This window comes from Thermogutta sp., from assembly GCF_014359955.1.
Lineage (GTDB): Bacteria > Planctomycetota > Planctomycetia > Pirellulales > Thermoguttaceae > Thermogutta.
This window is the reverse complement of record NZ_JACIYL010000027.1, coordinates 1-13660: the sequence shown is the minus strand read 5'-3', so window position 1 is coordinate 13660 and position 13660 is coordinate 1. Positions and strand designations below refer to the sequence as shown.

The following is a 13660-nucleotide window of genomic DNA, read 5'->3' as shown; positions in this document are numbered from 1 at the left end:
TTCGACATCGCACACCCAAAAAGGATCGAGATGGCGATCGACCACCGTATCCTGCGAAAGAAGCGGGGTCTCCACTTCGAGAAATCCCCGCTCTTTGAAGAATTGCCGGAATTCTTCCAAGAGTTCTGCCCGCAGTCGCAAGACTTCCCACGAGGCCGTGGGCTGGAAGTCAGCGTCGGGCGATCGGGCGTCCATCATCCGGGAGAGCGTCTCATCAGGCCAGCCTGTGTTATTCTTTCACGCGCTCAATGTACTCACCGGTGCGCGTGTCGATCTTGATGAGGTCGCCAATCTCGACGAACGCCGGAACGATGATTTCCGCGCCGGTCTCCAGTTGGCAGGGCTTGGTGACGTTGGTGGCCGTGTTGCCGCGGACACCCGGCTCGCAGTATTCCACCCGCAGAACCACGTGGTTGGGCGGCGTTACAGAGATTGGTTTGCCGTTAAAGAGGAGCATTGTACACGGCATGCCCTCTTTGAGATACTTCCAGGCCTCATCCACCTGATCCTTGGTCAGTTCATATTGTTCGTAGGTGTTGTTATCCATGAAGATGAAGGAATCGCCCTGCCGGTAGAGGAACTGGGCTTCGATCTCTTCCACATCGGCGGCTTCGATCGTATCGCCGCTCTTGTACGTGCGGTCGATGACCGTGTTGCGGATGAGATTTTTCAGCTTGCATTTGTAAAGCGCCTGACCTTTGCCCGGCTTGACGAACGTGCATTCGATCATCAGATAAGGTTCGCCGTCAAGCTGAACCTTCAGACCTTTGCGAAATTCGCTCGTGTTGTAAGTGGCCACGTCTCCAACCCTCTCGTTCTCGATTCTGTGTGTGATTTCGTGGAATATCTTCTTGTTGCGCAGGCGTGCGCTGAACCATTCCAAACAGCGCCGCGCCGTATTTCGTTATTTTTGCGGACGCTTCCCAGTGCCTGCCAATGCCGGTACGATAACAAAAGGCCGCGGTGAGGATAACGGCTGGCCGCCGTGGTGAGCCGTGATTCTCCCAAGCGGCCGCAGCGTGGTGCCATCCCCACCGGTTTTTGAGCACAGTCCCAAAGTAAGTTGAAACGCTTGTCGTCTGTGCGACGTCAATCCTGTGAAATTTTCCCCTGCCTCCGCCATGTCTGAAGCTGCTTTGCTCAGCGAGTCCCAGTCCGATTTACCCAGGGTGCCAGACTGGAAAACTGTTTTGGCAGAGGCGATTCGGGATCCACAGGAGCTGTGCCGCGAGTTGGAGCTCCCGATCTCGCTGGCCGAGCACGCCCGCCGGGCCGGGAACGGGTTTTCCCTGCTGCTGCCGCGGACCGTCCTTCCCCGAATTCGGAAAGGCGATCCTCGCGACCCCGTGCTTCGTCAGTTCCTCCCCGTGTGGGAAGAAACTCAGGCGGTCGAGGGCTTCACGACCGATCCACTCCAGGAGCAGGCCGCACTGGCGGCGCCCGGGATCCTCGCCAAATACCACGGCAGAATTCTTATCGTAACGCACCCGGCCTGTCCCGTCCATTGCCGGTACTGCTTTCGGCGGCATTTTCCCTATGCCCAGGCCCTGGATGGCGGGCAAACACCTCAGAAAGAGACAGTCAGCGGTGCTCAGCCGCGATTGATCGCCCCTGTAGTGGACTACCTTTCAGCCCATCCCGAGGTGACAGAGGTCATTTTCAGCGGTGGCGAGCCCCTCATCATTGACGATGTCGAGTGGACAGCGTGGCTGGAGGCGCTGGAAGGGATTCCCCACCTGCGGAGGGTTCGGGTGCATACCCGCATGCCCATTGTCATCCCCCAACGGGTGACGGCCGAGTTCCTGGCCGCTTTCAAGCGATGTTCGTTGACGAAGATCGTCGTCCTCCACGCCAACCACCCGCGGGAGATAGACGATGCTGTGGGCGCCGCGATACAACGTCTTCGCGCCACCGGCGCCATCCTGCTTGTGCAGTCCGTGCTTCTGGCCGGGGTGAATGACTCGGCGGAGGTGCTTGCAGAGCTTTACGAGAAGCTCTCGGACCTCGGCGTGATGCCCTATTATCTGCACCAGCTCGACAGAGTGGCCGGCACCCATCATTTTGAAGTGCCCGAAGAACGCGGTCGGCGGATCGTGGTGGAGCTTCGCCAGCGCTTGCCGGGCTACCTTGTGCCCCGGTACGTTCGAGAAGTTCCCGGCGCGACGTCGAAGGTGCCCATATTTTAGGTGGAGCGGGGAGCCGCTCACTGGGTGTCACTCGCTGTTGTGGGCTCTGTATTCCTGTTGGTGATCTACGTTTTTGGGGAATTTGCCCACAGCTCCGTCGCTTATCGGCTGAGAATATAGCACCGTAAAAACAGCACCAGTTCGCCCGTAGTTGGGGCGATTCAAGAGTTGTTCCGAAACCCAATCGAGCGTCGCGAGATGGACGGTATTCGTGTAGGGGCAATTCATGAATTGTCCCTACCGCGTATTTCCGCCTTTCGGAGGGACCCGCTGGTCGCGTCCGCTTTTTTTCGGAGGGACGTGCTTGTCACGTCCGCCGTTCGACATTGGATCATCCATCGCCTTTCGCCGGGCACGACAAGCGTGCCCCTCCGACCCTTCGGAGGGACCCGCCGGTCGGGTCCGCTTTTCTCGGAGGGACGTGCTTGTCACGTCCGTCATTCAACTATTGGATCAACCATGGCCGTTGATCGGGGACTGAAGTCCCGCGCCGAAAAGCGGGGCTCAAGCCCCGCACTCTTTGGAGTGCGGCGATTCATCGCCGCTTTCCGGTGAAGGCTTTAGCCTTCACCACCTTGCCGTTTCCGGTGTTTTGCCGCAACCACGCAAGCGGGCCCCGGGTAGAGGCAATTCATGAATTGCCCCTACAACGTCGGAGGGACGTGCTTGTCACGTCCGTCATTCAACTATTGGATCAACCATGGCCGTTGATCGGGGACTGAAGTCCCGCGCCGAAAAGCGGGGCTCAAGCCCCGCACTCCATGGAGTGCGGCGCTTCATCGCCGCTTTCTGGTGAAGGCTTTCGCCTTCACATCCTTGCCGCTTGCGGTGTTTTGCGCCGACCACGCAAGCGGTCCCCGTGTAGAGGTAATCCATGAATTGCCCCCACACCATTTGGGTGTACGATTTAACCACAACTGGGTAGAGATGGCGAGATGCTTCGCTCTTGACTGCCCTTGACCTTCGTCGGCGGCAGTGCCTAATCTTCCGTTCGTTCAGGTGATGGATCGCGGCCTGATCGGTTGACATACCGGTCAGCAGGAAACGTTCTCCGGACCAGTGTGTGGGACAAGGATGGAACACGCAGGTTCATTCCCCCCGGGTTGGGTGGATATTCACTGTCACATTCTTCCGGCATTGGACGATGGGCCGCCGAACTGGGATCAGGCCCTGGCAATGGCCCGGCTGGCCGTGCGGGAGGGCACCGCCTGGATCGTGGCGACTCCCCACCAGCGTGGCCGATATCAGCAGAACACCCCGGCGGTGATCGCCGCCCGTTGCGACGAACTGCGGGGGCGGCTGCGGGAGGCCGCCATTCCTCTCGAAATCTTCAGCGGTGCCGATGTGCGGATCGATGAAGAGCTGGCTGAGTCCGTGAAAAGGGGCGAGGTTTCCACGCTGGGAGGTGGCCGCTATGTGCTTTTGGAACTCCCCCACGACGTCTATTTTCCTCTCGATTCGCTGTTGCGGGAATTGAAGCGGGTGGGGGTGACGGGCATTCTCACCCATCCCGAGCGGAACACGGCTCTCCTGCGGCATCCGGAGAAGCTCGAAGAAGTGATGTCCGCCGGGGCGCTGATCCAACTGACGGCGGGAAGCCTGACGGGGGCTTTTGGGCCGACTGTGCGGCAGTTTGCCGAAGAAATCCTTCTGAGCGGACGCGTCCATGTGGTGGCGAGCGACGGCCATGGAGTTCGTGGCCGACCACCGGTGATGGCGGAAGCCGCGCGGCACATCGCCCGACGATTGGGCCGGGATGCGGCAGATATTCTCTGCCGTCGCAATCCCGCCAGGATTGTCCAGGGAATGTCCGTCCAGAGCCTGGAGCGGGTGGAAACGGCGGAGCCATTCTGGCGGCGGGCATGGCGGCGACTGGCCGGGTGAACCACGACGCTGCGGTCAACGAACGAGCGTGAATAAAGTACAGGTGGAGCGTGCTGGCGGCATTCCTTCTGGCCATCTGCGCACAATCAAGTTCTCTGGGACCGGTCGTGACGTCCCAGGGGGTCTGGGTGGACAGTCGCACCGTCGGCGGCTTCACCATCTACGCCCAATTCCCGCTTGGGGAAATGGAGGACCTCGTCGATGACCTCGGGCAACTCGCCCAGGATATTCAATCGGCCCTGGGCATTGAGCTGGGTCAGCGCCCGGTGACTGTGCTGCTGTTTGATTCCCAGCACGGATACCAGCAGTTTCTACGCCGGGAATTTCCTGACGTTCCGTATCGCCGGGCATTGTATCTCGAGCGTTCCGGACGTGCGTTCGTGCTGGCCTATCGCAGTCGGGAACTGGCCACCGACCTGCGACACGAGGCGACGCACGCCCTCCTGCACACGGCTTTGCCCATGGTTCCTCTGTGGCTTGATGAGGGATTGGCGGAATATTTCGAGGCCCCACCGGGCGATCGGGTGTTTGGGCACCCCTATTACAAGACCGTCCGCTTCTGGGCGCGACTGGGTTATGTGCCTTCTCTAGACAAACTGGAACAGATCGCCCGCATGGAAGACATGGATGGCAGCGCCTATCGATGGTCGTGGGCCTGGATGCATTTCTTTATTCACGGGCCGGCTGCTGCTCGGCAGGAGCTGACAGATTATCTTCGAACCATCCAGAATTACGGTGTTCCGGGCAGTCTCGCCGAGCGCACGGAAGCACGCCTCGGATCGCTGCGCACCCTGTTTCTGGAGCATTTCCGCAAGTAGCCGTCCGGCTGTTCAGGTTCCCGAACGGCTGGTTCTCGGCGGAGCTATAGCCCCGGGCTCCATGGAGTGCGGCGATTCATCGCCACTTTCTGGTGAAGGCTTTAGCCTTCACAAAGGTCGTTTTTACTCGCCGCCTGTTACCCGGCTTTTCGTGGTTTTGTATTGGAGGCGGGAGCTTGTGTCAGGTCACGTTTGGCATCCTGCTGATATTGTTCCCACAGCCGGTTCCACAGGCTTTCCAGTTCTGCGACTTTCTCTGGCAGTTTTGTCGCCAGATTGTTCGTTTCGCCGCGGTCCTCCGCTAGGTTATACAACTCCCAGGGATCACCTCGGGCGGCGACCAGCTTCCAGTCGCCAGCGCGGATGGCCCGATTTCCTTCATGGAGGAACCAGAAGAAATCATGTTCCACGGTCCCATCTTTGGTGAATAGCGGGACGATGCTTTTTCCCGGCGGCTGGGGACGTTCCTGGCCGTTCCAGCGGTCGGGCATGGAAATGCCCGCCAGTTCGAGGACCGTCGGAAAGACATCCACGAAGTGCACGGGGGTATGCCGGAGTTCTCCGCGGGCGGTGATGCCCTGTGGCCAGTGGACGATGAGCGGCGTGGAAATACCGCCTTCGTGGACCCAGGTTTTATGGCGGCGGAAGGGGGTGTTGGACGCACTCGACCAGCCGGGACCCAGGCAGAGAAATGTCTTTTCGCTGCCCATCGGGGCTTTGGGGTCATGGCCGTCGCCCCGCACCATGATCTCGGCACTGGCGCCGTTATCGGAGGCGAAGAAAATGACAGTATTGTCGAGGGCCCCCATCTTCTTGAGCTGCTCCACGACCATGCCCACGGCCTCATCCATGATGTGGACCATGGCGGCGTGAATCGCCATCTTGGTGGTTTGGAATTCTTTCTGTTCCGGGGTCAGTTCGTTCCAGGGGATGGGGTATTTCACCTCGGCCGGCCCGAGAATCTTGAATGCTTCCGGGAAGTCATACGGGGGTCCAAGATGGACCTCCATGGGCGGCGGGCTGTTGCGGACGAGTCCCATTTCCAGAAGCCGCTTGCCCCGCTGCTGCTGAATGACGTTCCACCCCACCCGATAACGATCGCGGTACTGGGCGATGACCTCCTGCGGTGCCTGGAGTGGGAAGTGCGGAGACGTGAAGCAGAGATACAGGAAGAACGGTTTTTCGCGGTGCTCCGTGGCGTGTTCCGCGAGATACTTCACGGCATACCTGGCAATCGCCGTGGTGGCATAGTAGCCGTCGTTAGGGCCGGGGGTGGGAAGCGGACGCCCATCTTCCTGGTGATTGTGAGGATGGAAGAAGCGATTATGATCGTTGAGCACGTAGCTGTGATCGAAGCCACTTGTCCAGGGCTGTTTATCGATGTGCCATTTTCCTGAATGGTAACACCGATAACCGTGTTCCCTCAGCACTTCCGACAGAAGTGGCGCCCACGCCGGCCGGACTCCGCCGCCACCACTGCGCACGCCGGGAACGGTATCGCGCCGCACCTGCTGGGGGTAATAGCCCGTCATGATGGCTGCTCGCGAAGGCCAGCACCGGGCGGAATTGTAGCACTGGGTGAATCGCAGTCCGTTGGCCGCCAGATGGTCCAGATTGGGCGTCTCGATCTCACCGCCGTAGCAGCCCAGGTCCGAGTAGCCCATGTCGTCCGCGAGAATGATCACGACGTTTGGCGGAGTCTTGGCCGTGGCCGAAGCCGAGCTGGCTTTTTGCGGAGCCTCGGCTGAGCTTGTCTGGGCCGCATGGAGGCGAGACGTTCCCGCCAGAAACACAGCGGCGGCTGCCAGCGTGCAGAGAAATCCTCTGATGGCACGCCAAGTAAGGGACGCTGCCCTAAGCATTGCAGTGACCTCCCCAAAGGCAGGTGGAAGACGTCAATTGAAGCGACGCGGCAGGACTGGTTATTTCAGGTCCTGCACCTCGTCCCTGTTATACCATCAAGAGGAGTCGTGTTCTACCAATTCGACGCCTGGCCCATGCCCCTTTTTGTGAAGGTGAGCACCTAGCGGCGAATGCGGACCTGACAAGCAGGTCCCTCCGGAATTTTTCGGAGGGGCACGCTTGTCGTGCCCGATGAGAAGGAATGGGTGATCAATCGGTGTTGATCGGACCCGACGAGCGGGTCCCTCCGACATTGTACGGGCAATTCATGAATGGCCCCTACCGGTAATCGCCTGTCGTGCCCGACGTGGCCCGTGACTGCGCGATGGGCCATTCACCCCACCACCTTATTTTGCCCGAGGATGGGCCTTTTCATAAACGGCCTTGAGGTTGGCGGTCGTCAGGTGCGTGTAAATCTGCGTGGTGACGAGGCTTTTGTGTCCCAGCAACTCCTGGACGCTGCGGATATCTGCCCCCGCGTTGAGGAGGTGCGTGGCGAAACTGTGACGCAGAGTGTGGGGAGTGGTACGGCGATCCAGGCCGGTTTGACGGAGGTATTTTTCCAGCATTCGGGCGACACTTCGGGTCGTCAACCGCTGACCAAAGCGATTGACAAAGAGAGGGCGATCGGGCTGATCTCGCAAACTGGGATGGAGCTTTCTTACGGCCAGCCAGCGGCGTATGGCTCTGACGGCGAAAGAACCAAGCGGGGCGAGGCGTTCCCGACGCCCCTTACCTCGCACCCGTACGATCTCCGCTGCCAGATCCACGTCACTGTCGTTGAGACCGACAAGCTCGCTGATGCGCAGGCCTGCCGAGTAAAGCGTTTCCAGAATCGCCCGATCGCGCAACCCCATGGGGGAGGATGCCGGAGGGGCCTCCAGGAGTTTTTGAACATCCTCGGTGGAAAGGACGTGCGGCAGGTTGCGTGGCTTGCGGGGATTGCGGAGGGGCTTGGCGGGATTCTCTTTCACCCAACCTTGACGCATTCCGAAACGGAAAAAACTCCGCAGACTGGCGAGCCGTCGGGCGATGGTTCCCGGGGCGTAGCCCGCCTCGTGCACGGCTGCGACATAACCCCGCAGATCGAGAGTCGTGACCTGATCGGGAGAGGGGCACCGGCCGCCATAAGCTTCCGTGAGGTACTCTACAAGAGCCGTGAGATCTTCGCGGTAGCTTTTGATCGTGTGGGCCGAGGCATTTTTCTCGACGGCGAGATACCGCAAAAATTGCCCGATGGCCGACTGCATATCCGCCTTCCAGAAAACTTGCAATTGTCCACGGAAAGATATCTCGTGCGTAGGTCTGCGGGGACGATTTGACCGACCGATCGCCGCTGTTGACAGTCACGCGTGATCGTCGGGATCGGCCGGCTGTTTGGCTTTGAAACGATTTTGCAGCGCCCGTCGGCGTGCTTCCTGGCGGATTTTCTGGCTCAGCACGGCGGCATCGTACCAACTGAAGCTCAATTCGGGATGGGCAGCGAACCGGCCCAACGTGCGGATCATTTCCAGACGGTTGTCGTCATCATAGAGGAAGATGTAGCGCTCCCCTCCCTTGATCAAAGCGATGACGTTGATTTCTCGGCTCACGACTCGGGCACTCCTGTGGTAGTTGAATCTCGCCGGAATATCGAAGCTGCCAGGTTGTTTTCGCCGGGTTTTGACCTTTATTTCTGTTATCGGACGACGGGTGGTCGCCACGTCACTTCGATTTCGTCGGCACCTCCCCGTGCGGTCAACATTTCCCAAATATGCAGGCGACAACAAAAACGCAGGAATTCCTCACTTTTCGCAAGGTACGGCTGCCACCCGCTGAGCTGCGCATCATGACGGAATCGGGCGTGCTCCTGAAGCAACCGGGTGAAGCGTTCATCGCCCCCGTTATAGACCCGGGTGTGAACGAGAAACGGCTCATTCGTTGGCACACACGGCGGATTCGCGGGAGTTGCTTGGGGGACGAGTTTTTCTGGAGAGACTTCGTTTTCTGCCGCATCCGACGCGGATCGCGAGACGCCACTGTCGGGCGTGGCCGGAGCCTTGTCGCCGCTCGAACTCCAGGCGGTGGGAGTGGCGGCATCACACTGCGGAGTGGCTTCCGCGAGCGCACCACGGGCATAGGCCATCTGGGCTTCCAGAAGCAGCCGGCGGGGAATGTGGCGCTCCTCGTCCGTGCCCCAGGGCAGGCCGTAGCCTGGCGGCACGGGGTGAAACCCGGGGTTGGCCGCGTACCATTCCACCTGCAGACCGCAGCGAGGCGGGTAGTAGGGGGAATACTCGGTCACAGCACCAACCACGACGGCGTCGGCCCCCAGGACCTGGGCCAGTCGTCGGGCGTCCTCTGCACTGTTGAGGCTGATCCGGTGGATGGTCATGGCCCGCTCCACCACGCCCACCGGGATCACTTCAAATCCGGGAATTTCCTGAAGTTCGTTGTAATACGCGATGGCCACCTGTCGGCCGTCGAGAGTCGGTTCGGTGGAGAGGTTAAAAAACGGGGCGACAGCCACTTTGTGGATTTGCGGAAAAGGATTGTGGATCATCGGCTGGGCAGCAGGTCTGGGGATGAGTGTACAGCCTGCAGCCATGACCAGGCTCAACCAGAACACCCAAGCGACCGCCGGGACGGCCCTGAAAAGGTTGGGGAATCGCCGTCGTTTTGTACTGCCAGAAAGTGCCCGCCGAAACGGGATGTCCCGCGTGCGGCACAGGCACTCGTGTTCGGTAACAGGATGGCAGCGATCCCGAAACATTCTCACTCAGGCACGGTCCAAACGTTGGTCAGCCTTTTTCGCCCGCACTGTTTATTCTTTTTGTGCAGATTTCCTGTATTGCAACCCTGTATTGCAACAACGAGCGGTCAACCGGGGCGGTTGAGGGCGGTTTCTTTATCGGTAAAGTCGGTGCAAGTTCTCTACTTCTTTTTTTCGGAAAACGTGCGCGGCGTTGTGCAGTCGTTACATTTCCTGCAAAGAGCCCAAGGCGGGGCGAGCCGTTGGTCTGCCGCGGGGGCGTTCAATATCCTGGAGCCGTCGAGCCGATGTTAAACAAGGTAGATTTTGTGGGGCGAGAAATCTGCGCGGGAGTCCAATATGGGTCGGATTCAATCCAACGTCGGACTTATCACCGGTGTCCCGATCGGTGACACCGTGGATAAACTCATGCAGATTGAGTCCAGGCCCCGCGACAACCTCCAGGAAGCGAACAAGAAGATTGACGCGGAACGGGCGGCCATCACGGAACTCTCCGCGCTGGTGATGGCCGTCCAGTACCCGGTCAAGAACCTTGCCAAGACCACGATTTTCGACAAGCGAACAGCCACCAGCAGCAACGACGCGGCTTTGGGTGTTCGGGTCACCGGCTCGCCGACCCTGGGTTCCTACATCTTCACGCCGCTGCGAACGGTCCAGCCGGAACAGTGGCTCAGCCAGGGGGTCCGGGAGCAGACCGAGCCACTGGGGGAGGGAACACTCTCGTTTCGATTTGGCCCGGGGGTGGATCGGTCGCTCGATCTCGACCTTCTGCGGGGCGGGCAGGGGTTTCAGCGCGGGCTGATCCGCATCACAGACCGCAGCGGGGCCTCGGCGGAAATCGATCTGACCACAGTCCAGACTCTCGACGACGTCATCAACGCGATCAACAGCAACACCCGGATCAACGTCCGGGCGGAGGTCGTGGGGGACCACATCCGCCTCACTGATCTGACCGGCGCCAGCGTGACGAATCTTCGCGTTCAGGACATCGGCGGCGGACAGGCTGCTGCATCCCTGGGTTTGGCGGGGATCGACACGGCCTCCAGCGTCGCCGATGGGCAGGACATTGTGTGGCTTTCCTCGGAGACGCTGCTGAGCGAATTGAACGACGGGCTGGGAATCTCGGCGAGCTCCACGCTTCCTGATATTTCCTTCCAGCTTCGGGACGGAACGACCGGGGTGATTGATTTTGACCCGTTGCCGCCCAGCGGCCAAAGCCGGCAGACAGAACGGACGCTGGGGGATATCGTCAACACGATCAATAATGCAGCGCCAGGGAAACTTCAGGCCGAGATTTCTGCGGATGGTAAACGCCTTGTTCTGCGGGATCTGACAAGCGGAACGGGCCAATTCACCCTTTCCTCGCTTTATGGTTCCCAGGCCTTGAAGGAACTCGGCCTGGACGTCGCGGCCAACGGTGACACGATCACCGGGCGTCGCCTGATCGGAAGTTTGAAGTCCCCGGCGCTTTCCCAGCTCAATGGAGGGCAGGGATTGGGTGATTTGGGGACGATTCGAATCACGGATCGTGCGGGCAATCAGGCGACGGTGGACCTCTCTGCGGCAGAAACGCTGGAAGATGTCATCCGCGCTATCAATGCGGCGGGGATCGGTGTGCAGGCTGCCGTCAATGCCGCACGCAACGGTCTGGTCATCGAAGATCTCTCCGGCGGGACCGGCAATCTCAAAATCGAGACTCTGGACAGCTCGCAGACCGCCGAAAAACTCAACATCGCCGTGGACGACGCGGTCAGCGTCAAAAACAGCGGTGATCTTCACCTGCGGGTAATCTCAGTCAATACCAAGCTGAGTGAATTGAACGGGGGGCGGGGGGTGGCGCTCGGCCGGTTTACCGTCACGGATAGCAAGGGCGTGAGCACCACCGTGGACCTTGCCGCCATCGGGGCGCAGACGATTGGGGATGTCCTGGCGGCCATCAATCGCGGGGCGGCCAACGTCAATGCCACCATCAACGCTACAGGGGATGGGATCCTCATTCGCGACCTGGCCAATGGGACCGGTACATTGGCGGTCAATGATCTGGACGGGACGGCCGCCGCGGACCTGGGGATCCTCAAAGACAGCACACTCCAGGATTTTTCTGGGGAAAGCGACTACGCCATTGACGGATCCCTGACCTACAAGGTGACGCTGGAAGCCAACGATTCCCTGCAAACCTTGCGGGACAAGATCAACGCGCTTAATGCGGGTGTGCGGGCGACGATTATCTACGACGGTTCCAATCGGCCCTACCGGCTCTCTCTGGTGAGTGAGAGCGGGGGACACCTCGCGCAGATGGTCGTGGATGAGGGCTCGTTGGATCTGGGATTGACGCGCTTCGCCGAGGCCCGGGATGCGCAACTGGTCATCGGACAGGCAGGAACTCCGGGAGCAGTGGTCCTTTCTTCTGCCAGCAACAAGTTCTCGAACGTGGTTCCCGGGCTGGAACTGGAGGTAAAACAATCCTCGTCTCTGCCGGTGAGTGTCCAGGTGACGACCACGGACACCGATCTGGTGGCGAGCGTGCAGGCCTTCGTCGATAACTACAACAAATTCTGGAAGCGTTATCAGGAGCTGACGAAATACGACACAACCACGCAGAAGGGCGAGGTTCTGGCACAGGATCCAACGGCCATCCGATTGGGCAGCGAAATTTCGTACATCCTGAGTTCGCGGTTTCCGGGCGCGGGAAGTATTCAGTCCCTGGCGGAAATCGGGGTGAGTATCAAGGACGATGGCACGCTCGACTTTGACAGCTCCAAACTCAAGGACAAGTTTGCCGAGGACCCAGACGCCGTGGAAAAGTTTTTCACCGACCAGACTTTCGGGTTCGCCGCAAAATTTGACAAACTCGCCGAAAGTTTAGTGGGGCAAGATGTATCGCTCATGGCGCAACGATTCATCGCCCTCACCCGAAAGTACGAAGACAACCAAAAGAGAATCGAATGGTGGAATGCCAAACTGGACCGAAGAAAGGAGCAGTTGCTGCTCTATTTTTATCGTTTGGAGTCCGCCATTGCTAAGATCAAGAGCAACATCGATATCGTTGCGCAGATCCAGCCGATCCCCATGTATTTTGCCAGCAGCAGTCAAAACAATCAGTGATTTCATGGGGATGCAGTGATTGTGTGCATTCTTGATTCCACGAACGCTTCGGGTTGGACGGTCTGTTATGTCAGCATCCATTGGAGATAGCTACCGCGAAGCGGATATTCTGACAGCCCCGCCGCAGCGACTTCATCTCATGCTGATCGAGGGCGCGATTCGCTTCATCGAGCGTGCCCGACATCTCTGGCGGGAAAACCAGTTTGATGCCGGGTTTGAGTCGCTCCTGCGCGCGCAGGAAATCGTCGCGGAGATTCTCTCCGGCATCAAGACGGACAGCGATTTTCCGATCGCCCGACGTGTCGCGGCCCTCTACACGTTCGTGTATCGATGCCTTGTCGAAGCAGGACTGAAGAGGGAAGAAAAGCCGCTGGAGGACGCTCTCCGCGTGCTGGCCATCCAGCGGGAAACCTGGCAGGAACTATGCCAGCGATTGGCGGCTGCTTCCGAGACACGGGAGAATGTGCAGTTTTCTTCCGACCAGGAGACGGCCTCCGCGTCGCGCTTCGATTCCGAGGATGCGGCACTTCCCCGCAGTCAGCCGGCCGCCCCACATTCGCTCCGTGGCTTGACAGAGCCTCCCCCTTCCGAGTATGCCGGGGAATATACCTCGGGCTTTTCCTGGGAAGTCTGAGTGTGCCTGCGACTTTGGCTCGGAAAGACGGGAGAAATCATGGCCGCGGAGACGATCACCATTCGGGTGGGGCACAGTCCCGATCCCGACGATGCGTTCATGTTCTACGCCCTGGCAGCGGAAAAGATTCCCACCGGGCGCTATCGGTTTGTTCATGAGTTGGTCGATATTGAGACGCTCAATCAGCGGGCGCTGCGGGGCGAGCTCGAATTGACTGCTCTCAGCTTCCATGCTTATGCGAAGGTACGGGATCGCTACATCCTGTGCCGATGCGGTGCCAGCATGGGTGATGGCTACGGCCCGCTGGTGGTGGCTCGGCGGTCGCTGAGCCGGGACGAGTTGCGGCGAGGTCCGATCGCGGTGCCCGGCCGGTGGACGA

At 59.6% G+C, this 13660-nt stretch carries 12 protein-coding genes; 6 read left to right on the top strand and 6 right to left on the bottom strand.

The annotated features are described in order from the left end of the window. Both H5U08_RS01820 and efp read right to left on the bottom strand, forming a co-directional pair. The coding region (locus H5U08_RS01820) for an amino acid--tRNA ligase-related protein (protein ID WP_297029535.1) at positions 1–198 on the bottom strand (198 nt) is incomplete at its 3' end. A gap of 31 nt (positions 199–229) precedes the next feature. Beyond that, complete coding sequence (gene efp, locus H5U08_RS01815) at positions 230–799, bottom strand: elongation factor P (protein ID WP_297029532.1); 570 nt, start codon at positions 797–799, stop codon at positions 230–232. 322 nt (positions 800–1121) lie between these two features. Between efp and epmB the strand changes: the two genes are divergently transcribed. The 3 genes from epmB to H5U08_RS01800 all read left to right on the top strand — a co-directional run bounded on the left by epmB (position 1122) and on the right by H5U08_RS01800 (position 4888). Next, positions 1122–2186: an EF-P beta-lysylation protein EpmB gene (gene epmB, locus H5U08_RS01810; protein WP_297029537.1), complete on the top strand. Its 1065-nt coding sequence runs from the start codon at positions 1122–1124 to the stop codon at positions 2184–2186. 1074 nt (positions 2187–3260) lie between these two features. Further along, positions 3261–4070, top strand: a complete 810-nt coding sequence (locus H5U08_RS01805; protein WP_297029531.1) for a CpsB/CapC family capsule biosynthesis tyrosine phosphatase — start codon at positions 3261–3263, stop codon at positions 4068–4070. Positions 4071–4120: 50 nt separating this feature from the next. Then, positions 4121–4888, top strand: coding sequence for a hypothetical protein (locus tag H5U08_RS01800; RefSeq protein ID WP_297029530.1), 768 nt, complete (start codon positions 4121–4123; stop codon positions 4886–4888). Positions 4889–5025: 137 nt separating this feature from the next. Here H5U08_RS01800 and H5U08_RS01795 read toward each other — a convergent pair whose 3' ends face one another. The 4 genes from H5U08_RS01795 to H5U08_RS01780 all read right to left on the bottom strand — a co-directional run bounded on the left by H5U08_RS01795 (position 5026) and on the right by H5U08_RS01780 (position 9542). Beyond that, entirely contained in the window at positions 5026–6750 is a 1725-nt protein-coding gene (locus H5U08_RS01795) for an arylsulfatase (RefSeq protein ID WP_297029527.1), read from the bottom strand. 387 nt (positions 6751–7137) lie between these two features. Then, positions 7138–8040, bottom strand: coding sequence for a tyrosine recombinase XerC (gene xerC / locus H5U08_RS01790; RefSeq protein WP_297029525.1), 903 nt, complete (start codon positions 8038–8040; stop codon positions 7138–7140). 96 nt (positions 8041–8136) lie between these two features. Continuing rightward, complete coding sequence (locus tag H5U08_RS01785) at positions 8137–8382, bottom strand: hypothetical protein (RefSeq protein WP_095413974.1); 246 nt, start codon at positions 8380–8382, stop codon at positions 8137–8139. Between the two features lie 86 nt (positions 8383–8468). Further along, a complete protein-coding gene (locus H5U08_RS01780) occupies positions 8469–9542 on the bottom strand; it encodes a hypothetical protein (RefSeq protein ID WP_297029519.1) in 1074 nt (357 codons plus the stop codon). A 339-nt stretch (positions 9543–9881) separates the two neighbouring features. Between H5U08_RS01780 and fliD the strand changes: the two genes are divergently transcribed. The 3 genes from fliD to H5U08_RS01765 all read left to right on the top strand — a co-directional run. Further along, positions 9882–12647, top strand: coding sequence for a flagellar filament capping protein FliD (gene fliD, locus H5U08_RS01775; protein ID WP_297029517.1), 2766 nt, complete (start codon positions 9882–9884; stop codon positions 12645–12647). Between the two features lie 67 nt (positions 12648–12714). After that, a complete protein-coding gene (gene fliS, locus H5U08_RS01770; protein WP_297029515.1) occupies positions 12715–13281 on the top strand; it encodes a flagellar export chaperone FliS in 567 nt (188 codons plus the stop codon). Further along, on the top strand, positions 13282–13660 hold a 379-nt coding region (locus H5U08_RS01765; protein ID WP_366493866.1), incomplete at its 3' end, for an MqnA/MqnD/SBP family protein.

What these genes read in the sequence shown, in the direction of transcription:
- epmB (WP_297029537.1), top strand. Translation starts at nt 1,122, where the DNA reads ATGTCTGAAGCTGCTTTGCTCAGCGAGTCCCAGTCCGATTTACCCAGG.
- fliS (WP_297029515.1), top strand. Translation starts at nt 12,715, where the DNA reads ATGTCAGCATCCATTGGAGATAGCTACCGCGAAGCGGATATTCTGACA.
- H5U08_RS01780 (WP_297029519.1), bottom strand. Translation starts at nt 9,542, where the DNA reads ATGTTTCGGGATCGCTGCCATCCTGTTACCGAACACGAGTGCCTGTGC.
- H5U08_RS01805 (WP_297029531.1), top strand. Translation starts at nt 3,261, where the DNA reads ATGGAACACGCAGGTTCATTCCCCCCGGGTTGGGTGGATATTCACTGT.
- xerC (WP_297029525.1), bottom strand. Translation starts at nt 8,040, where the DNA reads ATGCAGTCGGCCATCGGGCAATTTTTGCGGTATCTCGCCGTCGAGAAA.
- H5U08_RS01795 (WP_297029527.1), bottom strand. Translation starts at nt 6,750, where the DNA reads ATGCTTAGGGCAGCGTCCCTTACTTGGCGTGCCATCAGAGGATTTCTC.
- fliD (WP_297029517.1), top strand. Translation starts at nt 9,882, where the DNA reads ATGGGTCGGATTCAATCCAACGTCGGACTTATCACCGGTGTCCCGATC.